The following is a 25209-nucleotide window of genomic DNA, read 5'->3' as shown; positions in this document are numbered from 1 at the left end:
TGGCGATGAGGCCGGTGGAGCTATTAGAGAGAGGGTGAAAAGTCGACAGCTTCACTCCACCCGCATTTCCCCACTGAACACCAGTGTATGCCGGCACCTGCGGCACAGATAACGCCGGCCCTGTTTGACCAGGCTGTGGCGCTGGGCCGAGAACGGGAAGTCGCTGTCAGCGCAAGGACAGCGGTAGATGTAACGGGTCACGTTGCGGCGTTTGATCGCGTAGGTGTGGCAGCGGTTGGGCGGCAACTCGTACACCCCGCGCATGATCAATTGCCACTCTTCGCCATGGGGCTGGATGCGCTCGCCGAACAGCTGATGGGCGATCAGGTGCGCGACTTCGTGGGCCACGGTCTGCTTGAGGAAGTCTTCGCTGTTTTCCCGGTACAGCTGCGGGTTGAAGCGCAGCAGATTTTCGTGCAAATGCGCGACGCCGGCTTTCTGGCCGCGCAACTTGAGGCTGACCGCGGGGCGTTTGAAAGGTCGTTTGAAAAAGGATTCGGCTTGTTGGAAGCAGTGTTCGACGCGGGTATTGAGTTGCTCGGGCATGCTGTACGGATCTCCAGAGGTGCCGAGTATGCCGCAAACCACGCGCATTCCGAATCGCTCAGGCGCCGAATGGTCAGCGTATCAATAGAAGGCCGCCTTGCGGCGGCCTGTAGTGTTGGCAGATTTCTATTTTTTTTTGTGACGATGTCAGTTGCCCGCGTCAGTTGGTATAGACCGGACCAACGCCCAGGCCCCAGACAATCACGGTGAAAGCCATGATCGCGACCAGCACGACCAGCCCTACGGCCAGCACCGAGCTTGAGAAGAGAAAACCCTCATCCGATGGAATGTTCATGAAGGTCGGTAAGCCCACATACAGCAGATACACTGTGTAGCAAATGGCCGCAGTACCGACGAACATTCCCAGCCACATGTGCGGGTACAGCGCCGCAAGACCTCCGACAAACAGCGGCGTAGCGGTGTAGGTGGCAAACGCGACGCAACGGGCCAGACTCGGACTGGCATCATAGGTACGCGCCATCCAGTGAACGAAGGCGCCCATCACGGCCACGCCGCCGAGCATGGCCAGATAGGACATGATCGTCATCCACAGTGCACTTTCCTGAGTGAGCATGACTGGAGCGCGGCTACCGATGACCCAGCCGACACGAGTGGTACCGATAAAGGCTGAAATCGCTGGAATCGCTGCGAGAATCAGTGTGTGGGTAAGGTACATGTGGCTGATGCTTTCCTCTGCATCGCCACGGATTTCTCGCCATTCTTGATCAGGGTGGGTGAAGAGCCCCACAACGTGATGGATCATGCCATTCACTCCTTTTGCTATTACCATCGCCCCCCAAACGGAGCGCCTACGGGCCAAGCGGCCGAAGTAAGTAAAGGTCTCTATATGTGTACGACCTTATGTCGCAGTATAGGAAGGAGTTGCCGGCAAAGGTGCGGCCCTTTAGAGCAAATCGCGCTGTAAACGCGAGGCTTAATCGCTGCATCTTCTGGAAACATGCAGGTTCTGTGGCGAGGGAGCTTGTCCTGCATCTACGGTTACCCCCTCGCCACAGGGCGTGCGCCAGCCTTACCGGGTTTACTCATGGGCAGACTCTTCGCCCACGCAGAGTTTTTGCGTAAAATGCCGGCCTTTCGTCATACCTCGCGGATTTCAAGCGCCATGGGCACTCTTACGGTCAACCAGAACAAACTGCAGAAACGCCTTCGCCGGCTGGCCGGTGAAGCCGTCGCCGATTTCAACATGATCGAAGAGGGCGACAAGGTCATGGTCTGTCTGTCCGGCGGCAAGGACAGCTACACCATGCTCGACGTGCTGATGCATCTGCAGAAAGTTGCACCGATCAAGTTCGAGATCGTCGCGGTGAACATGGACCAGAAGCAGCCGGGCTTTCCAGAGCACGTGTTGCCGGCCTACTTGAAAGAGTTGGGTGTGGAATATCACATCGTCGAAAAAGACACGTATTCGGTGGTCAAGGAGCTCATTCCTGAAGGCAAGACCACCTGCTCGCTGTGTTCACGCCTGCGCCGCGGCACGTTGTATACCTTCGCCGATGAAATCGGTGCGACCAAAATGGCCCTCGGTCATCATCGCGACGACATCGTCGAGACCTTCTTCCTCAACATGTTCTACAACGGCTCGTTAAAGGCCATGCCGCCCAAACTGCGTGCCGATGACGGTCGTAACGTGGTGATCCGGCCGCTGGCGTACTGCAACGAGAAAGACATCCAGGCGTATTCCGACTTCAAGCAATTCCCGATCATCCCGTGCAACCTCTGTGGTTCTCAGGAAAACCTGCAACGTCAGGTGGTCAAGGAAATGCTTCAGGAATGGGAGCGCAAGACCCCGGGTCGGACCGAAAGCATCTTCCGCAGCTTGCAGAACGTTATCCCTTCGCAATTGGCGGACCGTAACCTGTTCGACTTCACCAACCTGCGGATCGACGAAACCGCAGCTTCGCGGTTCGTCAATGTGCTGAACCTCTGATGGATCGAGAGGCCTGCCAGGCCTCTCGATTTATCACTCAAGGGGTCGTTGCTTTGGGGAGAAACGCAACGCTGCCGTAGTCACGATTGTGGAACATCCGCTCACCATTGTTAGGTTTAGTGAGAATCACCTGATGGTCGGCGGTCAGGTAGTTCAGCGGCAGCTTATCCGCATCCTTATATTGCGCGATGATGATAGTGCGCTGCGGATCCCAGCGCTGACCGCTGTTTTTTTCCAGCCATGCCATGAGGGTTGCGCTATCGCCTTCACGCGGAAAGTCGTCGGTATCGCGAACGTAAAAGTACGGTGCCCCCTGATTCTGGATGTACATAGGCAGTTTGTTATCAACCTCGACCATCACCATGCGCCACTGATTCCAGGGTGCACTCTTGCTGGCCTCGGCGCGTACGTCCGCGCTGAACTGGACGACCCCGCCGCCGAGATTGGTCCACGGGTAGATGATGCCCAGCACCACGATCAACAGCGCCGCTGCCGCACCGAAGCCCTTTTTCCAACCAGGGCCGCTGACCTTGCCGGCGGCGCGTTTTTCGTCAATTCGGCGGGTGACCCACCAGGCCGCTAACAGTTGGGCGAACGGCACCAGTGGCAACACATAGTAACTACGCCGGCTGCCGCTGGCGGTGAAGAACAGGAACAACAGGCCCAGGCCCCAGATCAGCCAGCGGGTGTTGGGTTCGGTTTGCCGCCAATTGCGTACCGCCAGCCACAGCCCGAGTATCCAGAACGGCGCCCAAGGCAATGTATAGACCGGGAGGTAGATCAGATAGGTGTAGATCGGTCCGAACTGGTCGAACGGCTGGAAGAAACGCACCACGTTTTCCCGGAACACCAGGCCCAGGCCGCTCGCGCCGTAAGTGGGGGCGCCGTAGAGGTGCGAGAGTATGAACGGCACCATGTACACCAGGCCGGCGATCAACACGGCCAGGCACAGTCGCAGGTTGAGGTGGCGTTTCCAGCGATTCTCGCTGAGCAGGTGCGGCAACAGCACCAACCCCGGCAAAATGAAGCCGATCAGACCCTTGAGCAGCGAGGTCGCTGCCAGCAGCAGGAAGAACACGGTGTAGCGGCCCAGTCGGGTGTCATTCGGGTCGCGCCAGTACCACCAGACGGCCGCGAGTATGCCGAATACAGTCAGGATATCGGCCGTCGCAACCCGTGCCCAAAAGATGAAATAGAAGGTTGTCGCCAGCATCCACCCGGCGATCAGGCCGGTGCCTTTGCGAAACAGCTGCTCGCCGATCAGATAGATCAGCCAGATACTCAGCCAGGCGGCGATGACCGAAGTCAGGCGTAGTGACCAATTACCCAGCCCGCCCATCAGCCAGGCAGTGGCGGTAATCAGCCAGTAAGAGGGGAGTGGCTTGTCGTAATACGGCATGCCTTTGAGGTAGGGGTCGAAGTAGTTACCCGTCTGCATCATTTGCAGCGCGATGTTCGCCCAGCGGGTTTCCGCCCCCCAGAGCTCTCTCGTCCCCAAACCCAACAACAGAAGCAGTGCTGATACGCCGAGCAACAGCACCAGCGCTTTCTTGTCGCTGTTCCATAGCTTCATTTGAGTATTTCCAAGGGCGACAAATGGGCCCGTCTAGAGTGAAGGCCCCCATGGGGGGCCGTGAATGATAGATGCGCCAAGGCTAAGCAGTTCGTCATGTCTTCGATTCGTCAGGGATATGCGAAAGCCGTGTCATCGGGAATCAGGCAAGGTCATGGCTGACTCTGAGGGAAGATCAGAATCACGAGATTGCCCTGTTCGTAACGCTTGCCGCCCACGGGCAGCAGTTCGACCTCCTGTATCTCCTCCACGTTCTTGACTCGCATGATCACGCCAACCGAGCCTTGTTTGAGGGCATCGGTCATCCATTGCTGGACGCTCTTGGTGTCAACCAGACGGTTGACCGAGTCAGGATAAGTCAGGCCGTATTTCAGTTCGCCAGCGGTGTTAAACAACTCGACTTCAGGACGCTTCAGGCTCCAGGCAAGAGCAGAAGCGGCCCCCAGATCGTTACTCAGCAGTTTTGTGGTTTGCTTGAGTTCTTCGATGTGTTCGTTGATGAACTGGTCGGGCATCTTGTTATGAACAATGCTGTTGGGCATGCCGGCAGGCAACAAGGCGATCAGCAGCCAGATACCCAGGGCTGGTGCGGCCCACATGGTCAATGGTCTGACGGCCTGCAGCATGTTGGCCATGATCCAGCCCATCAATACGATGAATGTCAGCGACAGGCTCATCATTTCTTGCTGCCCGTAAACCGGCTTGGTCAATTGCAGATAGATCAGCGCGAGCAGCGAAACCGTACCGATGACAAGATTGAGCAACCCATTGATACGGATAGCGCGGCCTTGCGTTTGTGTGATCCGGTCGATCAATGTGTTGCCCATCAGTACCGCCAGCGGCAGCAGGCACGGCATGATGTAAGTCGGCAGTTTGCCTCGGCTAAGGCTGAAAAATGCCAGCGGCAGCACCAGCCAAAGCAGCAGGAAACCGGTGCCCGCTTGCTGTTTGCTCTTCCACGCTTGCGTGAATGTAGAAGGCAGCAATGCCGCCCAGGGCAGGCTGGAGACCACTAGCATCGGCAGGTAGAACCACCATGGGCGAGTGTGCTGGGCATCCTCTGCGGAGAAGCGACGAATGTGTTCATTCCAGAAGAAAAACCTCCAGAAGTCGGGTTCGTGAGCATGAATGCTCAGCACCCAAGGCAAGCTGACGATGATTGCAACGATGACGGCCAGCGGACCGTAGCGCAGCAGTTCCCCCAGGCGCCGTTGCCAGAGCATATAGGGCAGGGCGATCAACGCCGGCAGCAGCCAGGCGAGAAACCCCTTGGTCATGAAGCCCATGCCGCAGGCGAAGCCAAGTACCGCCCATGACGTCAATCGGGCCCGCTGTGTGGTGCTGTCAATAGCAAACCACAACGCCACCAGGCTCAAGTTGACCCACAAAGTGAATTGCGGATCGAGATTGGAGTACCCGGCTTGACCGGCGATGAGGCCGAAGCTCATGTAAAGCAAGGCCGAAGCAAAACTCTTGCGCGGATCATTCCAGAGGCGTCGGGCGATCAGGTACGTCAACAGCACGCTCAGCCCGGTGCTCACAGCAGAAGCGATGCGGACTCCGAACAGGTTATCGCCGAATATCGCCTGGCCGATGGCAATCATCCAATAGCCGGCGATAGGCTTCTCGAAATAACGAATGCCCATGAAGTGCGGGGAAACCCAATCGCCGCTCAGCAGCATCTCCTGGCTGATTTGGGCATAACGGGGTTCGTCTGGAATCCACAGCCCGTGAGAAGCCAGTGGCAGAAGATAGAACAGGCCAAAGGCCAACAGCAGTAATGGCAACGCCCAACGTCTAATCATGCGCTTTGTGCTCCCAGGCAGTCTTTGTGATCGTTCAGGGCGCTGCATGGCAGCAGACCCTTGGGCAAACTGTCGATGCGTGTTGGCAGCAGGTTGCCGAAGAAGTGAAGATGAGTGTCACGCTGACTGGTGTGGGTCGCCAGTGGGCGAAAATCGTTAGCCATCAGAATCCGTTCTACCTCTGTATATGTTGTTTTAGAATTTTGGTGTTCTGCCGCTCAGACCTTTAAAGGCATGCCTGAAGCCTGAATGTGCCACAGACTAAAGGTTCGACTTACTCAAGAGAACTCAAGCGTCTAAACAAAAAAGTCGGGTGGCTCAGCGCAAATAATTACGTTTCCAGAGCATGTGCTCGCAACCTGCGAGTTTCGTCGCGGCGCATGTTTACGAATAAGCGATCATTGAAGTTGCTGTCGTAACGCGGTTGTTAGTAGCGATTCCTGAGGCGTCGAATAAAGTCTGGCACGTCCGGTCCGCCATTTTACTGATGGGGCATGATTGTGCAGCGATTAAAAATAGTAACAAATTATTTGGCGACTTTTTTTAGTGTGGACGCCCAATCTTGCTCATTCATGACACCCAGCACATTTAGTTGGCCGCCCGCTCCGACAGAGACGAATAGGGAGCTGGTGTACTCGCTTGTAGGCGCATGTTTAAAACCCAACTGACTTTCGAGGTCGCTGATGCATCCACTGTGGGTAACCAACACAAGATTGCGATGGGCGACTTTATGGGCGAGCGCGTCATCTGACAGGGGCTTGCCGCAGCTGGCCAGCCAGTCTTGAGCGGCGGCTGCTTGTCCAAACATGGACTGCGATGTCTGCAGGGTGCGGGTCGCCGGGCTGCTGAGTACATCGGCGTTCACCATCCCGATGGTCTGGAAGGCTTTACCCACTTCTGCCGCGGCGATGCTGCCGACACGGGTGATGCCGTCTGCCGGGCCGAGGCAGGGATTACTGGAACGGTCGCAGCGTTCAGCATGTCTGACCAGTACGATAACGTCTCCGGCCTTCCAGTGTTCATAAACACCAGCGGTGTTCATGTGGTTTCCCTCTCCCAGGTTCAACGGCGTTTTTGGCCATAACACGAATCCGGTGGCCAGAATCAAGCTCACCGTGGCGATGCCAGCCCCAAGTAGCAGTTTCTTGAGTCTGGTTGTCATGACTCGTTTCGATGGCGACCCGGCCGGGACGGAATTAACCACATTGTTCACCCTTGTATGATTCTCAAACGAAAACTTTCAGTGCGCGCGAAGACCCTGGACAGTGACCTGAACGCAAATCTAGGGCAAGCCAGGTGGGGGATTGGTGAAAGGAATGTGAAAAATTTGGAGGGGGGGCAGGCTTCCCTTGTGACAGGGAAGCCTTATTCAGGGAGGGGCTGAAGTTTGGTGTGATGACACATCCGCTTTAGTTCATTTTGCTGTGGAAATCACGTTTGAAGTTGACGATATCTAACAGGCTGCCAGAAATGAGGGGGAGTTTGCAAAATGAAAAGTATCGAGACCGGGAGCGATCAGTTTAGCGCACTGGCGAGGGAGATCTCAGCTGGTGCACTGCCGCGTACTTGTTTACAAAAGGGCAGTGCACCCTGAACGGTTTCCAGGTGGCCGGGTTTGATCGCGGATCAATGGTTTACCGTATAAGCCAGCATGGCGGATAACTGACAGAGCGGCCGTCCGCTTTCGCTATGCCAGAGGTTGAAAACCTCTTGTACCTTCGCCTGGTCCCGCTTGCTGCCTGGAACTTTGTCGATGATGTTCTGGGCGTTCAGCGCAGCAACCACGTCGAATGTCGGAATGAACGTGTCTTTACCGACCATTCGCAGGAACCTCGGCGCCGAGAGACCACCCAGTTGGCTTCCATGTTTGGCAAGATATTGCCAGAGGCCAACGATATCGGTCGTGGGCCAGTCAGCAATGAAGGCCCCAAAGCTGCCATGTTCATGAGCAATATCGAGGATCAGTTGAGCATTGCGCGGTACGCTTTTGAGCTTGCCTAAATGCCTGATGATGCGTGCGTCCTGCATCAGGCGTTCAAGATGTTCAGCCCCCATCAACACGACTTTTTCCGGATCAAACCCAAAGAAAACCTGCTCGAACGCCGGCCATTTTGCATCCACCAGGCTGTGCTTCAATCCGGCACGGAAAACTCTTAACGCCAAGGTCGATAAATAGCGATCGTCGCTGATTTTTCTCAATTGTTGGGCAGATGCAGGGGAGGGCAGGTGTGCCTCCAGGGCCGCCACTGAACCGAAGCGATTGAGACAATATTCGTTTAACCATTTGTAGTCGTGCATGCCCTCTCCTGACTGGATAACGATTGCCGCAAGCTCTCAGGCTTTAATAAATAAGGCTTTAGATAGGAAGTCGGGTCGTCGATGGTGGTTGGTCCGGCGACTCTCATCTATCAAGCCAGCACTTCACCTTCCCCCGCCAGCTTGCGATTGAGCTGAAACCGCCAGCGCACATACAGTAGCGCGCTGCAGAACACGGCCAGGCTCGCGGCCATTTCCAGCAGACCGAACATCTGTCGATTCGGATCGTAGGCGGCCAATGCGCCTTTGATGAAATACAGGTTCACCACAAAGCACATCCATGAATGCCCACGGGCGCTGCCGCTGAGCATGCCCGGTGTCAGTAGAAGCAAAGGCACCAGCTCGATCAGCAGGATCACCCAGGGTCTCGCGCCATGCAGGTCGGCGATGATCAGGTAGTACGCGCACAACAGGCCGATCAAACCGAGAAAGCACAGCAGGCTCAATACTCGGGCTACCCGTACGCGTGGTTCCAGCCACTCGATTGAGGGCAGGATCTTGGGCTTTTTAGCCACGGCTGCTCTCCAGTTGCCGGGCGGTTTTCGCCAGGCGCAGGCCCAACGCCCGGCACAAGGCGACTTCGTGCTCGTTCAGCGGGCTTTTGCCATCGGCGCCAGCGTGGTGACTGGCGCCGTAAGGCGTACCGCCGCCGCGGGTTTCCAGCAGAGCTGATTCGCTGTAGGGCAGGCCGGTGATCAGCATGCCGTGGTGCAGCAACGGCAGCATCATCGACAGCAAGGTGGTTTCCTGGCCGCCGTGCAGGCTGGCGGTGGAGGTGAAGACTCCGGCCGGTTTGCCTACCAGTGCACCGGTCAGCCACAAGTTGCTGGTGCCGTCCAGGAAGTACTTCAACGGTGCGGCCATATTGCCGAAGCGGGTCGGGCTACCAAGGGCCAGACCCGAGCAGTTTTTCAGATCGTCGAGGCTGGCATACAAGGCGCCTTCGTCCGGGATGCTCGGCGCTACCGCTTCGCATTCAGTGGAGATCGACGGTACCGTTCGCAGACGAGCTTCCAGACCGCCTTGTTCGATACCACGGGCAATCTGCCGGGCCATTTCGTTGGTCGAACCGCTGCGGCTGTAATACAGAACCAGAATATACGGCGCACTCACGGCAGGATCTCCAGCACTTTCTCCGGCGGACGGCCGATCACGGCCTTGTCGCCGACTTGCAGAATTGGTCGCTCGATGAGTTTCGGGTGCGCGGCCATGGCGGCGATCAGCTGTGCCTCGGTCAGGCTGCTGTCCGCCAGGTTGAGGGTCTTGTACTCGTCTTCGCCGGTGCGCAGCAGCTGGCGGGCGCTAACACCCAGTTTGTCCAGCAGGCTTTGCAGTTGTGCGGCATCGAGCGGGGTTTCCAGGTAGAGCACTACGGTCGGGGCCAGGCCACGAGCTTGCAGCAGTTCCAGTGCACCGCGGGATTTCGAGCAGCGCGGGTTGTGATAAAGCGTCAGATCGGTCATGTGCGGGTCGCATCTTGCGTAAAGTGGCGGCTATTCTACCTGTGTGGCGAGCAGTCCTGAACCTTGGGAGGCGATGGGTCGCAGTCAAAGTGGATTCAGAACCAATCTTTTCAAAGGACCAAGACATGACAAGGCGACTGGCGGCGGTATTGGCGATCATCACAACCTTGCTGCTCGGCGGCTGCGGCAATGATTACGGCGTCGATCAGCAGGGGCAGAAGATCGCGTCCGAGCGTCTGGACAAACAATGGGTGGTGATCAATTACTGGGCTGAATGGTGTGGCCCTTGCCGAACAGAGATTCCCGAGTTGAATGTCCTGGCTGAGCAATTGAAGGGTAAGTCGATCAGTGTGTTTGGGGTCAACTTCGACAATGTGCAGGGGGAGGAGCTGAAGAAGGCCAGTGAAGCGCTGGGGATCAAGTTCACCGTGTTGGCCCAGGACCCGGCCGATTTTTTCGAGTTGCCGCGCAGTGAGGCATTGCCGGTGACCTACATCATTGATAACAAGGGCAAAGTGCGTGAGCAGTTGATGGGTGAGCAAACGGCGGCGGGAGTGATGGCAAAGCTTACGGCGTTGCAGGCGAAAAATTGAAGAGTCTAATGGGAACAACATAGATCTCTGTAGGAGCGAGCTTGCTCGCGATGGTCGTTAACGATAACGCGTACTCATTGAAGAAACGCATCAAGTTCAAGTTCATCGCGAGCAAGCTCGCTCCTGCAGGTACAGGGATTGTTGTATCAGCCCTCTTCCAGCCACCAACGCAGCGGCTTGCCTTCGGCCGGCCAGAAACGTACTTGCTCGATCGGCGAGATGTCCCAGCGTTGCACGGTTTCCAGTGCCAGCAGGAAGCGTTTTTCTTGCTCCATCAATGCCGGCGCGCACATTTTGCGGGTGCTGCCGACCTTGCCAAAGCTGAGTTTGTCGCCGTCCAGGGTGTAAGGCGCAAACCAGTGATTGCAGCCGCCATTGCCATAGGCCCGACCGTCTTCACCGAGGGTGATGGTCAGGTGGCTGTTATCGATCAGCGGGCGTTCGCCGATCCACTCCAGAATGTAGCTGTGATCCTGTTGCAGTTTCACTGGCTCAGCAGCGCATCCCAACAGGCTGGCACCGACCATCCCCATCATGGTCAGATGTTTCATTAGCCTGGCTCCTGGCATTTGCGGCACAGGTGCTTCTCGCCTTTGCTTACCCAACCAAGCTCGGCTATGCGCGCTGTGGCGGCAGGCTTTTGTGCGTTGTTGCCGAGTTTGGCGTCAACCGCGAACTCGAAGTTCAGCTCGGCTGAACAGCTGTCGCAGTTGACCTGCCACGTGTGAATCGCCAGTTCACCGAACACCGGACCACGGGCCACGGCGACCCATTGGCCGATCGGGTTGATCAGGTGACGGACTTTTTCTACGGTCAGGCGCATGGACAAGTCCTTGCTGCCTTTGAGGGTGACCACCAGGACGTCATCGTTCTGTATCGAGCCGCCGTTACCGGTGACTTGATAACGACCCGGCACTAAGGCGCGGCATTCGATCAGGGTGTGTTGCGGGCTCATCAGGCTGTAGCGGAAATCGTGTTCGACCATGGGTCCTCCAAGTATGGGCGGTATGCTAGCACGCGGACGAATCCAGCATGGCCCGGGCTTGTGACCTTCGATCAGGCAGTCGACCCGTGGCTTGGCCTTACACCTGGTTCTGTGGTGTGCCCGCCGCCCAGGCGGTAATGTTCTGCAAGGTGGTTGCGGCAATCGCGGCCAGAGCTTCGCGGGTCAAAAAGGCCTGGTGGGCGGTGACGATGACGTTCGGGAACGTCAGCAGGCGCGCCAGTACATCGTCTTGCAGCGGCAGATCAGAGCGATCCTCGAAGAACAGTTGTGCTTCTTCCTCGTACACATCCAGACCCAGATAGCCCAGTTGGCCGATTTTCAGTGCGTCGATCAGTGCCGGTGTGTCCACCAAGCCACCTCGGCCGGTGTTGATCAACATCGCGCCCGGTCGCATATGGGCCAGTGACTGAGTGTTGATCAGGTGTTTGCTTTCAGTCGTCAGCGGGCAATGCAGGCTGATGATCTGAGCTTGCGCCAACAACTCGGGCAGGCTCAGATATCGGGCACCGAGGGCTTCCACCTGCGGGTTGGGATACGGATCGTACGCCAGTAGCTGGCAGCCAAACCCGGCCATGATTTTGGCGAAAGTGGTGCCGATCTGGCCGGTGCCGACCACGCCGACGGATTTGCCCGCCAGGTCGAAACCGGTCAGGCCGTGCAGGCTGAAATCACCTTCGCGGGTCCGGTTGTAAGCGCGATGCAAGCGTCGGTTCAGCGCCAGAATCAAGGCCACGGCATGTTCGGCCACCGCGTGGGGTGAGTAGGCCGGAACCCGGACGATGCTCAGCCCCAGGCGTTTGGCTGCTGGCAGGTCGACATGGTTGTAGCCGGCCGAGCGCAGGGCGATCAAGCGGGTGCCGCCGGCCGCCAGCTGCTCAAGCACCGGTGCGCTGAGGTCGTCATTGATGAAGGCGCAGACCACTTCGTGGTGCTCAGCCAGAGCCGCCGTGTCCAGGCTCAGCCGTGCCGATTGAAACTGTAACTCGACATCGGCCGGTTGCTCGGTACCGAGGAAACTGTCGCGATCATAGGTCTGGCAGCTAAAGAGAATCGTGCGCATGGCTTCATCCTTGTTTGCAGGTGCGATGAGCTTAACGTTCACCTGCATTGCCAGTATTGCCGTGGGTCAAGCGCCGATGCGGGCTTCGGTAGCCAGGCGGTTGATGGCTCGGTCCAGTTCATCCAGAGCGGCAAAGGCCTTTTGGTCCTCTTGCTTGAGCAGGGTTTCACTGCGCAGGCAGGCTGCTCGCAGTTGCGGTACGCCACAGTAGCGGGTGGCACCGTGCAGGCGATGGACCCGCTCGATCAGCGCATTCTGGTCTTTGGCTTCCCGGGCGACGCGGATGGCTTCACGGTCAGCCTCCAGAGAGGCGAGCAACATCGCCAGCATATCGGCAGCCAGATCGGCTTTGCCGGCGGCCAGGCGCAGTCCTTCTTCATGATCGAGCACCAGCAACTCGGTGCTATTACCGTAGGACTCGCCGGCGCGCTCCGGCCCATGATTGCGCAGCGCAAGGCCAGTCCACTTCAACACTACCTGGGCCAGTTGGCGCTCACTAATGGGTTTGGTCAGGTAGTCGTCCATCCCGCTTTGCAGCAGGGCGCGTTTTTCATTGGCCATGGCATGGGCGGTCAGAGCAACGATCGGTAGCGGGGTGCTATGACGCTCGCTTTCCCAGTGGCGAATCACTTCGGTGGTCTGGCGGCCGTCCATCCCGGGCATCTGAACGTCCATCAGGATCAGATCGAAGGCCTGCTTCTGCACTGCCTTGACCGCGGCATCGCCGCTCTCCAACGCGAGCACCTTGGCCCCCATGTCTTCAAGCAGGGTTTGCACCAGTAACAGGTTGGCGGGGTTGTCATCGACGCAGAGCACTTTCGGCGCACGGCTGGAAATGGGCTCGCCGGGCTCGTTGCGCATCGGGCGCGGATTGACCAGGTCAGACAAGGCTCGGCGCAGCTTGCGGGTGCAGGCCGGTTTGGCCTGCAATTGACTATGCGGATTGGGCACCGAGAGATGGAACAGCGTCTGCTCAGTGGTCGGGCATAGCACCAGCACTTTGCAGCCCAAATGTTCGAGGTCCCAGATATGTTGGTTGAGGCGTTCGGGCGGCATGTCTTTGGTGGTGATGCCAAGCACCGCCAGGTCGATCGCCTCATCGGTCTGATGGGTGCCGGTGATGCCGTTGGTCAACGCTTCCAGGGTATTGAACGGGGTGACTTCCAGGCCGCAGTCTTCCAGTTGATGCTGCAAGGCCTGGCGGGCCAGTTCGTGGTTCTCCAGCACAGCGACGCGGCGACCAAGCAGTGGCGCAGACGGCAGGTCTTCGGCGTCGTCGCGGGCTTTCGGCAGACTCAGGCTGATCCAGAACTCGGATCCTTCGCCGGGCGTGCTGTCGACACCGATCTCGCCGCCCATTTGTTCGATCAGGCGTTTGGAAATCACCAGGCCCAGACCGGTGCCGCCGGGTTGTCGGGACAGCGAGTTGTCGGCCTGGCTGAACGCTTGAAACAAGGCACGCACGTCCTGATTGGACAGGCCGATACCGGTGTCTTGAATGCTGATGCGCAGTTGCACGCTGTCCTCATGCTCTTCTTCGAGCATGGCGCGGGCGACGATGGTGCCCTCGCGAGTGAATTTGATCGCGTTGCTCACCAGGTTGGTGAGGATCTGTTTGAGGCGCAGGGGATCGCCGACCAGCGACAATGGGGTATCGCGGTAGACCAGGCTCACCAGTTCAAGCTCCTTGGCGTGGGCCGCCGGGGCGAGGATGGTCAGGGTGTCCTGCAGCAGGTCTCGCAGGTTGAAGGGAATGCTGTCGAGCACCAGTTTGCCGGCCTCGATTTTCGAGAAGTCGAGAATCTCGTTGATGATCCCCAGCAGGCTGTCGGCGGACTTCTCGATGGTGCCCAGGTAATCCAGCTGACGAGGTGTCAACTCACTTTTCTGCAGCAGATGGGTGAAGCCGAGGATGCCATTGAGGGGCGTGCGGATCTCGTGGCTCATGTTGGCCAGGAACTCGGATTTGATCCGGCTTGCTTCCAGCGCCTCTTTACGTGCCAGGTCCAGTTCGATGTTCTGGATTTCGATAGTCTCCAGGTTCTGCCGAACGTCTTCAGTGGCTTGGTCGATGCTGTGTTGCAATTCTTCCTGGGCGTTTTGCAGAGTGCCAGCCATGCGGTTGATGCCTGATGCCAGTTCATCCAGCTCCTGGCTGCCGAGTGCCGGCAGGCGGGTCTCCAGGTTACCTTCCTTGAGTTGCGCAACAGCGTGTTTGATCAGGCTGAGCGGCGTATTGATTGTGCGGCTTATGCGCAGCGCCAGCAGGGCCGTGCCGGCAAGGCCCGCGGCGATCAATAGCAGGCTGGCGAACAGGCTGCGGTAACCGCGCAGCAGCATGCCGTTGTGGGACAGTTCAAGCTCCACCCAGCCCAGTAAGCGGTCGGACTCATCAGGGATCAGGTCACCGGCGAGGTTGCGGTGTCGGCCGAACACCGGCAATAGATAGCGCGTCGCGTCACTGCCGGTGCGTCGCAGCATGTGGGGGCTGTTACCGATCGGTGGCTGATTGAGCATGCTCGGGCCCGCATGGGCCAGAGGCGTGCGGTCGGGAGCGAGAAAGGATACGGCGCGAACATCCGTCTGTTCCAGGGATTGGGTCGCGATGCGTTCCAGTAAATCCGAGTTGTTATGGCCCATGGCAGGGGCCACCAGCGGTGCCAGTTGTTCGGCGATCATCTCGCCATGTTGCAGGAGCTGGGTTTGCAGGTCGGACTGCTGCATCCACGTGAAATAGCCGCCCAGCACCAATGCCATCAAGCTGGTCGGCAACAGGCTCAACAATAGCACGCGGCCTTTTATCCCCAGTTTCTTAAGCACGCAACTCTCCTGCTACCACGCCATTTTGAATGACAGACGAATGACTGATGCGCACATCCGGTACGCGCCACCTGCGCAGTGTAGCCATTTGCTTGCGGGCAATCTTTGTAAATTAACGCCGCCAGCCGTCTGCTATGTAGGAGCCGAGCTTGCTCGCGATAGCGATCTCCTATCCACCAAAAAACCCGCCCTGCGAGAGAGAGCTCAGGTTACTCGTCGGGGAGCAAACTTGAATAATGGGTAACTGAGAATTAATTACAGAAGATAATGACGCCCGTATCTATTGGCCATCCCCGTATGCTGGCGATAGGAGACCACCTCGTGCTGGATCGGACAATCGACGGTATAAGCCGGGAAGGTACCTGTCGCCAGATAAAAGGTAGCTTCTCCCAGTGGCAATGGGTTATGCCACCCACCACGTGGAGATAGAAGGCATCACCGGCCTCCAGGACAATGTCCATGTATGGATCTGGTGGACAGGGATGCTGGTGTTCACCCCTGGAATGACAGTCGGCACCGCCGGGTTCAGTTACTGCAGTGTCCAGAACCCAAGGCGCCCCAGGTTAGCGGCCAATTTCAAACGAGAAACTTGCCAATTGCTCAACGCTCTAATGTGTTGCTCTTCCGCTGAAGCATAAGACGTCAATGTGTTAAGCAATTCGATCATGCTACCAACACCAGAGCGATAACGACCTTGAACTATCTCAAGAGACTGGCGCGACTGCGCCACCAATTCACCTGTACGTTCCAGGCTGAGAGTTTCGATACTAAGTGCTTGATAGTTTGCCCATAAATCAACTAATACTATCTGTTCCGCATCGATAAGCTCAGCCCTGCTTGCCTCAAGGCGTGCTTGGGCATTACGTATTTGATAAGTGCGTTCGAATCCTTCAAACAAGGGAATATTTAGCTGCAAACCGATCGTTCTGTCGCGTTCGCTTCTATCTCCGTTGAGCGCCTGTGATCGATTGCTTTGGGTTTCGGAGATGTCAGCAGTTAACGATAATGTCGGTCTTCCTGTCGCTCGGCGCTCTTCAAGTGTGGCCTCGGCCGCTTTGATCCTCGCTTGAGCTGCTATTAGGGCAGGATGATCCTGTCGAGCCTGTTTAAGTAGTTCATCAATTGCCTGAACGAAGTATGTGTCAGGTAAGGGAGTAAGATTCCCAGCCAATTTAAAGGGCGTATTTGGGGGGATCCCCATGCGCAGTGCAATAATTCCAGTTGCATTACGCAATGCTCCAGCGTTACGAACTTGGCCAAGACGTGCTTGAGAGTAAGCCGTCTGAGCTTGTAATCTATCTGAGAGTGCTGCGGCTCCTGCCTTATATTTGGCGTCAGCAGCTTTAAGATTTTCTGCGGCCAACGCCTCGACTTCAGTCGAAGCAATTAAGCTGCGTTGAGCGGAGAGAGCGTTGTAGTAGAGCTGTGCTGCCAAGACGAAGGAGCTTTGAAGAGTCGCATCCTGGTTGGAGTTGGCAGCTACTAGCAGTTGCCTGGCACTACTTAGTGCAGCTTCTCTACGCCCGAAATCGAATAGGACCCAGCTAAAACTCAATCTATTGGTGGTTTGTTGCTGTTTGCCTTTGCTGGAAAGCTCTGGCCGTTGTTCGTAATCACTGACGTTGCGTCCACTGGAAATGCCGATACCGCCGTTCAGTCTTGGAAGATACGAAGATTCGCTTATCCCGACTAGAGCCGCTTGTGCTTTAGCATTGGCCCATGCCAAACGTGTCTGTGGGTCGTTGCAAAGTATTCTCTCTATCGCCTCTTCCAGCGTCAGCTCTTTGGGTAGGCTACCGAATAGACATGGCATATTTCCGCGACTAAGGTCTTTTACAGAAGTGCCTGAAACGGTACTCTGAACACCCAATACATCCAGACTAGCTGCGAAGGATGTCGCGGAACAGAAAGTCAATGAAAAAAACAATGTTCCAGCAAGAATATCATTCATTGTTCTGTCGTAGCAAAAATTTATTGATTTATAGAGGTTTTGGTGTGTTTGTCCGAAACTTTTTTTCCAAAATCCAATGTTACAATTCGGTCAGCTGACGCAATCGTCTCTGGCCGATGAGCCACAATGATTCTAGTCATATGAAGGGCGCGAATGGCGTTGTTAACCTTCTGCTCACATAGAACGTCTAAGTGACTGGTAGCCTCATCAAGAAATAGTATCCTGGGTTTCTTGTATAGAGCCCTGGCCAGTAATACTCGTTGTTTCTGTCCTCCTGATAACACCGTGCCCATATCACCAACCAATGTGTTATAGCCCATTGGCATTGCCTCAATCTCGCTATGAATTGCTGCCATTTCTGCGCATTGTATTATCCATGCCATATCTGTGTTTGGTTCAAAGAACGATATATTTTCCGCTAGTGACCCTGCAAACAAAAGATCATCCTGCAGTACTGTTCCAACCATTTCTCGAAAAGCATCCATACCCATTCGACCTAGCTCAATTCCGGCTACATGTATTTGGCCAGAACTCGGATGTAGGATACCCAGCATGAGGCTGATTAACGTGCTTTTGCCGCTCCCCGAGCTACCAGTAATAGCTACAGACTCGCCCTCTGCAATCCATAGATCTAAATTATCGAGAACGAACGGTTCTTGTTCTGAATAACGGTACATTAGCCCTTTGATCTCAATGCTTGCTTCGCGTGCCGCCAGCGTTGCGGAGTCTATTTTTGCTCGACTGTCCTCTGGAGGGTGGATGACAATATCAGCTAAACGTTCACCTTGTAGCTGGAGCATATGTAACTCAAATAAATGGTCGATCAGGCTAGCGACCCGACTAATAAACTGAGTTTTGTAAGCGGTATAGGCCATCAGTACACCCACAGTGAATTGACCACTCATTACCATGTTCGCGCCAAACCAGATGGAAATTATATTTTCCATGCCAAAGAGTAAACCGTTTAGCTGTACATACATTAGTTGCAATTTCTGAGTGCGAAGGCCTGCATTAATCTGTTCAACGAGGAGCCCAAGCCAAGCGGAGCGTCGTTCGTTTTGACGTTGGAATAACTTAAGTGGCCGAATACCCCTCACTGTCTCTAGAAAATGGCTTTCCTGACGAGCAGCATGGATGATTTGCTCTTCAGTCGCATTGCGCAAGGGGCAGTACCAGACCCAACGCCCAAAGGTATACAATACCATTGCAATAAGAGCGATACACGCCAACGTTGGGCTGTAGATAAACATAAACGCTAACGTAGCGACGCTCATAAGACCGTCAAGGAGGGTAGAAAAAAAAGCGGCTGTAAGAGTATGTTGAATGTTATCGACAGCTCCGAATCTCGAAACGACGTCACCAAGATGTCGTTTTTCAAAGTATTGAATCGGTAATCTCAGCAAATGACTGAATACGTTGGCGCGCCATTGCACACTGAGCATGGTACTCATGTGCATCATCACCCAAGCACGAATGCCAGTCACCGCTTGCTGCATAAGCATCAATAAGCCGAAACCTATCGCCAAGGTCGTTAGCAAATTTCTATCTTCACTAACAAGTACATTGTCGATGGTCCATTGAAGAAAAAAAGGACTTACCAGGGAAAACACTTCTAATGCCAATGCCAGTAAAAGGATCTGCAATAATGAACGATAAAGTCCAGTTACCTTTCCTAGCATGCTCAAAAGCTTGATTCTAGGCTTGGCTTCCCGTTTTTCAAAACCGCTGTTGGGCCACAATTCTAAGGCGATACCGGTAAAATATCTGCTTGCCTCGTTAAGGCTCAGATGGCGGACGCCATTAGCGGGATCATGTAGCGTCAGACGATTTTTATGTACAGACTTCAATACTACAAAATGATTAAAATTCCAATGAAGGATACAAGGTAACTTTAACTTAGCAAGATCTTCTAGCTCTAGCCTGATTGCGCGAGAGCCTATTTTAGCTCATCAGCTGTCTGGATGATGTGTTTTAGTGTGATCCCTTTCAACGACACATTGAAGCGGCGTCGTAACTCTGTCAAATTGGATCTGTAGCCATGATAACCGAGCACCATTGCAAGGCAGGCTAGTCCGCACTCTGTGGCTTCAGTCTGAAGAAACAGTGGTAGCTTGCGAGCTAAGCGCAGCGATATCGCGTCCAAATATGCCATATATGCCGCTCCTAGAGTTTGCCGGTGAGACTGTAAAGCGGTTCGAGCACCCACTCGTAGAGGCGACGAGTCTCCTGCAATATGTCGGCCTCAAGCAGCATGCCCGTTTGTAACGAGCGCTGCTCGCCATAGGCCAGGACCTGTTGCTTTTCAAGATCTACACGTATGCGGTAAAACTGTTCGCCATCCCCACCAAGCCCAGGCACACCGCCCGTCATGCTTGCCAATTCAAAGGGGGAAACAGAAGCTTTGGAAATAGATTTTACGACGCCACGGTGCTGGCCAAATTTCTGATAAGGAAAGGATTGATAGCGAATCCTTACGGTGTCTCCAGACTTGATAAAGCCGATGGACTTGCTAGGCGCATAGAGTTCGGCCTGTAAAAGTGAATTAGTCGGAACAATGCTCAAAAGTGGTCGAGAGCTGTCCACGGTCTGACCAGGTTCCACGAGAACCGCAGTAGCAGTTCCTTCTTGAGGGGCCGTAATAACTAATGTGCGTTTAGCCTCGCTTTCTACAATGTCTTGTTCCACGCCTGATAGTACACGGTTTATACTTGATAGTTGGTTGGCATGTCTGGCTGATAAGCCAGAAAGCTCATTGCTACGCTCTACTATTTGTTGCTGGAGCGTAGTGCGCTCACGTGCGAGTGCTTGTAATGTTTGTCGTTGGCCAAGTAGTTCCGCTTGGCGCTGCTGTAGCTGGTCCATGGAGATGTAACCTTTCTCCATCAATCCCTGATAGCGACTTGAGGCGTCTGAAGCCAATAGGACTAATTGTTTTTGACTCGAGGTTTGCTCAGATAGCGTCACTATTTCCTGTTGAAGACTTCTCAGCTTACTAAGGAGGCTGTTTCTTTCTTCACTCTGTAGGCTTCTTTGTTTTTCCAGTTCGTCAAGCAAGGACGTTTTACGCTGTATAAGAGAATCGCTAATCCCCGCTTGGACAGGTCCCAAGCCCGCATTATATCGTTCACTAGATACACTTAATAAGGGGGCATCTTTCGTAACGTTTTGTCCTTCATGGACAAAGCTTTCCAGTATTCGACCATGTTGTGGGACGTATATCTTGATTTGTCCCGAAGACGATATGAGCTGGCCTGGCACGGTGGTCCGCTTTGTATAGCTGCCCAATATGAAGAAAATTACTACCAGCGATGCTAGCAGTGTGGAAAACAGCGTGAATACGGCGAAGGATACAGGCCGAATTAGAACTATTTCTCCTAATAATCGTACTTGCTTCGCTTCTAATGCCTCAGTTCTAAATAACGGAGTTTTTTCCATCGATACAAAACGTCTCTTTCTCTGATTCTGGTGGGAAAAAATTGGCATGGCAGCGTAACGATATGGAGTTGCTATTGTATCTAACGTAAAGAGAGCAATACGTGATAGCGCACAGCTTGTTGTGGTGTTCAAGGCATCATAGGCTGTCGGTGCGATGGAACTATACGGCCTTATGCTCGCGATCATCACCCCTACATGTGTAGGATTTTTTCCGGCCAGTAGAATGGTTATCTTGTCTGGGATCAGCAATTGGCCGTAATCACGGAAGGGTGTTGTCGCTCTTATGGGACATAACAGGTTATCTGACTTGCAGGAAGTTTTCGTACGCTTTGAAGCAGTCGAAGCTAAAGGAACTTCAATTGTATTTTTTAACGAAAAATTAAAATGTGGTTTGAGCAAAGAGGAAGTGCTCTCAAAATACAGTTACGTTGTCGCTAATAGCAGTTCTGTCGGAAAGATAGGAACAGATAAAAAAACATTTTTCGCTGAGCGGTACGGCGGAGACGGCATTTTAAGGAATGGCGGCGGTGGCCGTTGTGGTTTTGATGGTGATTTTCAAGTCAAAGGGATTGGCCCTAATCAGTTAGTTGGAGGGGATGTAGATGCTGCTGATGGAAATGGCTTTATGTCTCTTGATTCGGCGATCTATGAATCAATATGGGCCGAAATTATACATATCGCACTTCCTTACGGAGCGGTTAGAGCAGTAGCGGTTATAGATGCTGGGTATGATTTTGAGCACGGAGGTAAAAGTTATCCTCGAGGCCTGTTGGTTCGAATGCCGGCAGTGCGGCCTGCGCACTTTATCAGAGCTACTTATTTTAAAGAAAGACAAACAGGTTCAATGAGTGAGGACGCTAAGCGTGTGCGTGCGGTTGTAAAGAGGCTTGTTGGTTTTCTGCCTGTTAATAAATATGGATTAATTACAGGTACTTTGTGTGAGCAGTTGAGTATAGGTTTGAGTGAACTGGCAAAGCGTTTCGCCAGGCAATTCGCTACTGCCAGGGCAAAGCGAATAATTCATTACAATATCAGCGCATCAAATATATCTTTGGATGGGGCATGGTTAGATTTTAGTAGTACAAGAATATTCTCGAATCTGATTTGCGGAGATAGAGTTGATTTTGAGAATTTTACTGGAGAACACATTTCGGCTATAGAGAGTATTGAAAGTATTTGTTATTTCTTGGGTAAATATGGGGTTGTTAGTGCTGATGATTCAAACGAAATTTTTAGAAAGGCCGTGAGTGAGTTTGTTCTGGAGTATAACAAAAAATTCAATTTGCATTGTGTCATGCGGATGGGCTTTCCATCATGTTTGCTTAATAAGGTAGCTGAAAGTAATATTTTTTCAGAGTTTTCTGGAGTTCTTCAAGAAGTACTGGCTTCTGATGATTTTTCAATGATGTCAATCTCCACTGAGGCAGGTTGGAAAGGCTATGAGTCTTGGGGGTATCGTTTCTATGCGGCACTGCTGAGAGGGAAGGCTCTTAATGTGGAGCAAAATCTCTCGATGCTGAATATAGAATTAACGCTATTAAGAAAGTTGGCTGCAACATATAGTCAGCTGTTTGAGCTGGTGTGTGGTAGGGCACGCTCAATGGGAATTAGTCGTGCGAATGTTATTTTTGGTACTGCTGTAAATCTTACCAGGATAAATCACACTAGTATCTTGCTGGCTGATCTTGAAGAGCATATTGCCGAGACCATGGAGCGGAAGGGGAGAACTGAGGAGGGGTATGGAACGCTGGTTGAAGATGCTGCTGACGCAGCATGTCTTCAATTTAGTACTGAGAAAGGGGTAAGTATTCCATTCTGGTTTAGTGGCTCCCTAAAAATATGGTACGACATTAAGAGTGGCTTGTATGTCATAAAGCAAGCAAGTGGTACTCTATTTTTGGTAAGGTGTTTGTTTGAACTTGATATAGATAAAGCTGAACTGGCTAAGGCGGTTTCTTTTTATGGTGATATATGGGGCTTTGTCCATGAAAAGAACGTTTGAACTAAATACTGCCTGTAAAAATTCTGTGGTTTTTGGTAAGGCACAGTTGCTTGGTTTTGCTTGCTTGGTCACGTCTGTGTGTAGACGCTACTCATCTTTTTCAATGCGTACATTAAGGTTTTGGATCTGTCCTGCAATCGATCATAAACAAATTTTATTTTTCTTCGATAAAGCGTCCACTCCTATCGGCTACGTAACATGGGCTCACTTAGCGAGCGACAGTGAGGAGCGGCTACTTAAATGTCCTGATTTTTTAATCCATTCCGATGAGTGGAACGAGGGCGGGAGTACCTGGATTATTGATTTTTGTTTTCCTTGTGGCGGTGCAAGAGAAGCTTTAAAAATAATTAAAAGTTATCTTCAGGAAGAGGGTATTGAAAAAGTATTCTGGGTACGTCGAAATGAAGACTATACGATTCGTAAAGTCGGTAACTTCCAATTAAAGTGCCGTGCAGGTGTTGGGGAGGATTAAAACTATGTCGTAGGAGTTTTAAGCCGTTTGCTAGAGGAGAGCATAAGAGAGGGAAGTAGTTGTGTGAGTTTTTAGTCTGTATCATCAGAATATTTAATTGGAGGATTAGCAATGCGTGAGATTTCCTTGGTTGAAGCAGAGGCGGTCGGTGGTGCTAATGGCGCGGTTTTGGCTGGTGCAGCCATAGGTGCTGCGTCGGCAGCGGCAGGCTATATTGGAACTACAGTAGGAGGGGGGGCATTTAATACTGGAGATTTTGTCGGCGTTACGGTAGGAGGGGCATTAGTTGGAGCTGTTGGTGGGCCGACTGGTCTAGTTAACGCAATAAAAGGAGTTGGGCTCGGCTATGGCGGAGGGATAGTCGCCGGAGGTATAGGCCGAGAAATGAAACCACGCGGAGGCTAATACTAGGTAAAGGAGCGCAAAAAGCGCTTTAATTACAGCGTCTATCCTAGAATATTGGCTGTATTAGCCTTTTTGCGCTTTTATTTTATTATATCGGTCGGCTAGCAGGTGATGCTATGAAAATACTGTTGTATGCGGTTTTGTGCTTGTTTATCGCGCTTGCCTGTAGGGGTGCGAATGATTTTGTGAAAGTGACGTTTGGATTTACGTTTTCAAATAAATATCTTGATGTGTTTTATGTTCCCGCTGTTGTCTTTTTGGTCATGGCTATAGTTCCGCGATTGATGGCCTGTTTAGGGTTGTCTTGAGGGGGTGCTACAACTGATGGGATAGATGTCGAGGAGAGTTAACTAAGTCGTTAGTAAGGGGGAGGTGATGTACAAATTTGTATTTCAACAACCGACCGCGTTTGACTACCCGACCGTGCGATCAGGCCCTTCGTGATCGGGCGCAAGAACTGGCTGTTCAGCGACACGCCCAAAGGCGCGCCGGCCAGCGCTCAACTTTACAGTTTGGTCGAGACGGCTAAAGCCAACGGCCAAGAGCCCTATGCGTGGCGTGCGCCACGCACTTGAACGATTGCCGCAAGCCGTCGCAGTAGAAGACTTCGAAGCCTTGCTGCCGTGGAACTGCACGCCGTAAATGCCCGTCCTTTTTTCAGATACAAAAAGTCTCCTTCAACCCATAGGGTCTTACGATCTCTAATGTAGGTGAGGATAAAAAACCTGTCCCGAATAAGATGAAAATCAAAAGTGTTTTTTTGGGGGGATCTAAGGCGCTTAAAAAGGCTGGGGAGTAGTGCGCCTCCGAATATGTAGGGCGGGAAATTGAAGTGCGTGAATTCTATCGCGTTTTTCATGTTTGATCTCTATGCTCTATATATTGATATCAGTAGGCGCAAAAGTTGCGGTCATATTCGATTGGATCAATAAATTTGCAGTCAGCCGAACTCAGCCAGCGATCGCTAGTTGAATATTAAATACGCTGACAGCGTCTGAGGTGCCTAGTTGGACTTTGTTCTGTGATGAGAAGAATCATCTGGCTGATTGATTTTCATAACCCTATAGATGTAGGGTGACTCAGAACTTTTCTTTTCTCATTTCTGCTGCGAATAGCTCCGCCCTCGAGCCGACCCCTTTCTTGCGAAGAATTGAAGACACATAATCGCGCACTGTGAAATCACTTATCCCAAGTAACAACGCGATTTGTTTATTGGTTTTGCCTTGCAGAAGTGATTGCAGGACTTCTTGTTCCCTTTTTGTCATGTTTTTAACGCCCCATGCCATTCGTGTTTAAATTCTGCTCACTCCCGGCGCTTGCCCGTCAGTGAGTAGATCGGCTCCAGAACCCATTCATAGAGACGACGCTTGTCTTGGACGATATCGGCTTCTAACAACCCGGCCTGCAGGGGCTGCGAATAGCCGTACACGGCAACCGTCTGCGAATCGAGTGCGACAGTCACACGATAAAAAAGCTTTGCTGGCAGGGTTGCATCCTGAACCGCACTTGCGACATGAGTAGATAACTCCTGAGCCGCATAGGGGCTCCTGCCACTGAATGTGCAGTGACACCCATAGACTATCGATGAAGCCCGTAGCGCACCAGTTCATGCAAACCGCCACAACTTGCGGGAAACTTCCTACATCCTACAAGTTAGCCTTGAAATGCCATCACGATGTCTTCGCGGGCAAGCCGCGCATCTACAGGTTTTTGCGCGTTTTCTGAAGCGAGGCTTGCCTGCGAGCGAGCCGATGAGGTGCGGCTTATAACATTCAGCCATAAGCCCCTTACTTTGCGTGATATGGCCTGCGCAC

At 53.3% G+C, this 25209-nt stretch carries 23 protein-coding genes and 2 pseudogenes; 6 read left to right on the top strand and 19 right to left on the bottom strand.

The features are described from left to right. Nucleotides 1-51 precede the first annotated feature (51 nt). Both AC07W5_RS20990 and AC07W5_RS20985 read right to left on the bottom strand, forming a co-directional pair. Entirely contained in the window at nt 52-546 is a 495-nt protein-coding gene (locus AC07W5_RS20990; protein ID WP_494993672.1) for a SprT family zinc-dependent metalloprotease, read from the bottom strand. A gap of 160 nt (nt 547-706) precedes the next feature. After that, on the bottom strand, nt 707-1309 hold the full coding sequence (locus AC07W5_RS20985; protein ID WP_494993673.1) for a Yip1 family protein: 603 nt from the start codon (nt 1307-1309) through the stop codon (nt 707-709). Nucleotides 1310-1669: 360 nt separating this feature from the next. On the opposite strand from AC07W5_RS20985, the gene ttcA reads away from it, so the two are divergent. Continuing rightward, nucleotides 1670-2494: a tRNA 2-thiocytidine(32) synthetase TtcA gene (ttcA, locus tag AC07W5_RS20980; RefSeq protein WP_495024248.1), complete on the top strand. Its 825-nt coding sequence runs from the start codon at nt 1670-1672 to the stop codon at nt 2492-2494. Nucleotides 2495-2531: 37 nt separating this feature from the next. On the opposite strand, the gene AC07W5_RS20975 is transcribed toward ttcA, so the two are convergent. The 8 genes from AC07W5_RS20975 to arsC all read right to left on the bottom strand — a co-directional run bounded on the left by AC07W5_RS20975 (nt 2532) and on the right by arsC (nt 9651). After that, nucleotides 2532-4067, bottom strand: a complete 1536-nt coding sequence (locus AC07W5_RS20975; RefSeq protein ID WP_495024247.1) for an ArnT family glycosyltransferase — start codon at nt 4065-4067, stop codon at nt 2532-2534. 152 nt (nt 4068-4219) lie between these two features. Further along, on the bottom strand, nt 4220-5872 hold the full coding sequence (gene arnT / locus AC07W5_RS20970; protein ID WP_494993675.1) for a lipid IV(A) 4-amino-4-deoxy-L-arabinosyltransferase: 1653 nt from the start codon (nt 5870-5872) through the stop codon (nt 4220-4222). Continuing rightward, a complete protein-coding gene (locus AC07W5_RS20965; RefSeq protein WP_495012968.1) occupies nt 5869-6036 on the bottom strand; it encodes a hypothetical protein in 168 nt (55 codons plus the stop codon). Before AC07W5_RS20965 ends, arnT begins: the two co-directional genes overlap by 4 nt. A gap of 362 nt (nt 6037-6398) precedes the next feature. Next, nucleotides 6399-7034 (bottom strand): lipopolysaccharide core heptose(II)-phosphate phosphatase PmrG, encoded by a 636-nt coding sequence (gene pmrG / locus AC07W5_RS20960; protein ID WP_495012969.1) that lies wholly within the window; start codon nt 7032-7034, stop codon nt 6399-6401. Nucleotides 7035-7498: 464 nt separating this feature from the next. Beyond that, nucleotides 7499-8170 (bottom strand): DNA-3-methyladenine glycosylase I, encoded by a 672-nt coding sequence (locus AC07W5_RS20955; RefSeq protein ID WP_494993678.1) that lies wholly within the window; start codon nt 8168-8170, stop codon nt 7499-7501. 110 nt (nt 8171-8280) lie between these two features. Next, a complete protein-coding gene (locus AC07W5_RS20950) occupies nt 8281-8703 on the bottom strand; it encodes a DUF2069 domain-containing protein (RefSeq protein ID WP_495012970.1) in 423 nt (140 codons plus the stop codon). Beyond that, nucleotides 8696-9301, bottom strand: a complete 606-nt coding sequence (gene wrbA, locus AC07W5_RS20945) for an NAD(P)H:quinone oxidoreductase (RefSeq protein ID WP_494993680.1) — start codon at nt 9299-9301, stop codon at nt 8696-8698. Before wrbA ends, AC07W5_RS20950 begins: the two co-directional genes overlap by 8 nt. Continuing rightward, the gene (gene arsC / locus AC07W5_RS20940; RefSeq protein ID WP_495012971.1) at nt 9298-9651 is read right to left on the bottom strand and encodes an arsenate reductase (glutaredoxin); all 354 of its coding nucleotides are present in this window, start codon (nt 9649-9651) and stop codon (nt 9298-9300) included. Before arsC ends, wrbA begins: the two co-directional genes overlap by 4 nt. Nucleotides 9652-9776: 125 nt before the next feature. On the opposite strand from arsC, the gene AC07W5_RS20935 reads away from it, so the two are divergent. Then, on the top strand, nt 9777-10244 hold the full coding sequence (locus AC07W5_RS20935) for a TlpA family protein disulfide reductase (RefSeq protein ID WP_495012972.1): 468 nt from the start codon (nt 9777-9779) through the stop codon (nt 10242-10244). Nucleotides 10245-10390: 146 nt separating this feature from the next. Here AC07W5_RS20935 and AC07W5_RS20930 read toward each other — a convergent pair whose 3' ends face one another. The 7 genes and pseudogenes from AC07W5_RS20930 to AC07W5_RS20900 all read right to left on the bottom strand — a co-directional run bounded on the left by AC07W5_RS20930 (nt 10391) and on the right by AC07W5_RS20900 (nt 20516). Further along, the gene (locus tag AC07W5_RS20930; protein WP_494993683.1) at nt 10391-10795 is read right to left on the bottom strand and encodes an META domain-containing protein; all 405 of its coding nucleotides are present in this window, start codon (nt 10793-10795) and stop codon (nt 10391-10393) included. After that, on the bottom strand, nt 10795-11229 hold the full coding sequence (locus AC07W5_RS20925) for a hypothetical protein (protein ID WP_494993684.1): 435 nt from the start codon (nt 11227-11229) through the stop codon (nt 10795-10797). The genes AC07W5_RS20930 and AC07W5_RS20925 overlap by 1 nt, the downstream gene beginning before the upstream one ends. Nucleotides 11230-11326: 97 nt before the next feature. Next, nucleotides 11327-12310: a 2-hydroxyacid dehydrogenase gene (locus AC07W5_RS20920; protein WP_495024246.1), complete on the bottom strand. Its 984-nt coding sequence runs from the start codon at nt 12308-12310 to the stop codon at nt 11327-11329. A gap of 66 nt (nt 12311-12376) precedes the next feature. Further along, nucleotides 12377-15130 (bottom strand): response regulator, encoded by a 2754-nt coding sequence (locus tag AC07W5_RS20915; protein ID WP_494993686.1) that lies wholly within the window; start codon nt 15128-15130, stop codon nt 12377-12379. 529 nt (nt 15131-15659) lie between these two features. After that, nucleotides 15660-17081 carry a TolC family protein gene (locus AC07W5_RS20910; RefSeq protein ID WP_495024245.1) on the bottom strand — a complete coding sequence of 474 codons (1422 nt, stop codon included), beginning with the start codon at nt 17079-17081 and terminating at the stop codon, nt 15660-15662. A 20-nt stretch (nt 17082-17101) separates the two neighbouring features. After that, nucleotides 17102-19233 (bottom strand): annotated as a pseudogene (locus AC07W5_RS20905) (peptidase domain-containing ABC transporter). Between the two features lie 11 nt (nt 19234-19244). After that, the gene (locus AC07W5_RS20900) at nt 19245-20516 is read right to left on the bottom strand and encodes an HlyD family secretion protein (RefSeq protein ID WP_495024265.1); all 1272 of its coding nucleotides are present in this window, start codon (nt 20514-20516) and stop codon (nt 19245-19247) included. A 307-nt stretch (nt 20517-20823) separates the two neighbouring features. On the opposite strand from AC07W5_RS20900, the gene AC07W5_RS20895 reads away from it, so the two are divergent. The 4 genes and pseudogenes from AC07W5_RS20895 to AC07W5_RS20880 form a co-directional block, all read left to right on the top strand. Then, nucleotides 20824-22518 carry a hypothetical protein gene (locus AC07W5_RS20895; RefSeq protein WP_495024244.1) on the top strand — a complete coding sequence of 565 codons (1695 nt, stop codon included), beginning with the start codon at nt 20824-20826 and terminating at the stop codon, nt 22516-22518. After that, nucleotides 22502-22990 (top strand): toxin-activating lysine-acyltransferase, encoded by a 489-nt coding sequence (locus AC07W5_RS20890; protein ID WP_495024243.1) that lies wholly within the window; start codon nt 22502-22504, stop codon nt 22988-22990. Before AC07W5_RS20895 ends, AC07W5_RS20890 begins: the two co-directional genes overlap by 17 nt. A 521-nt stretch (nt 22991-23511) precedes the next feature. Then, nucleotides 23512-23703, top strand: coding sequence for a hypothetical protein (locus tag AC07W5_RS20885; protein WP_495024242.1), 192 nt, complete (start codon nt 23512-23514; stop codon nt 23701-23703). A gap of 111 nt (nt 23704-23814) precedes the next feature. Further along, nucleotides 23815-24037: pseudogene (locus AC07W5_RS20880) on the top strand (transposase domain-containing protein); the annotation flags it as partial. A 437-nt stretch (nt 24038-24474) separates the two neighbouring features. Here the strand turns inward: AC07W5_RS20880 and AC07W5_RS20875 are convergent. After that, entirely contained in the window at nt 24475-24681 is a 207-nt protein-coding gene (locus AC07W5_RS20875; protein ID WP_494993694.1) for a LuxR C-terminal-related transcriptional regulator, read from the bottom strand. A gap of 17 nt (nt 24682-24698) precedes the next feature. Next, complete coding sequence (locus AC07W5_RS20870) at nt 24699-24857, bottom strand: hypothetical protein (protein ID WP_494993695.1); 159 nt, start codon at nt 24855-24857, stop codon at nt 24699-24701. Nucleotides 24858-25209: the final 352 nt, after the last annotated feature.

The sequence above is a fragment of the Pseudomonas sp. GW821-FHT01E05 genome, assembly GCF_059422425.1.
The sequence above is the reverse complement of the archived record's forward strand: the minus strand, read 5'-3'. Positions and strand labels throughout refer to the sequence as shown.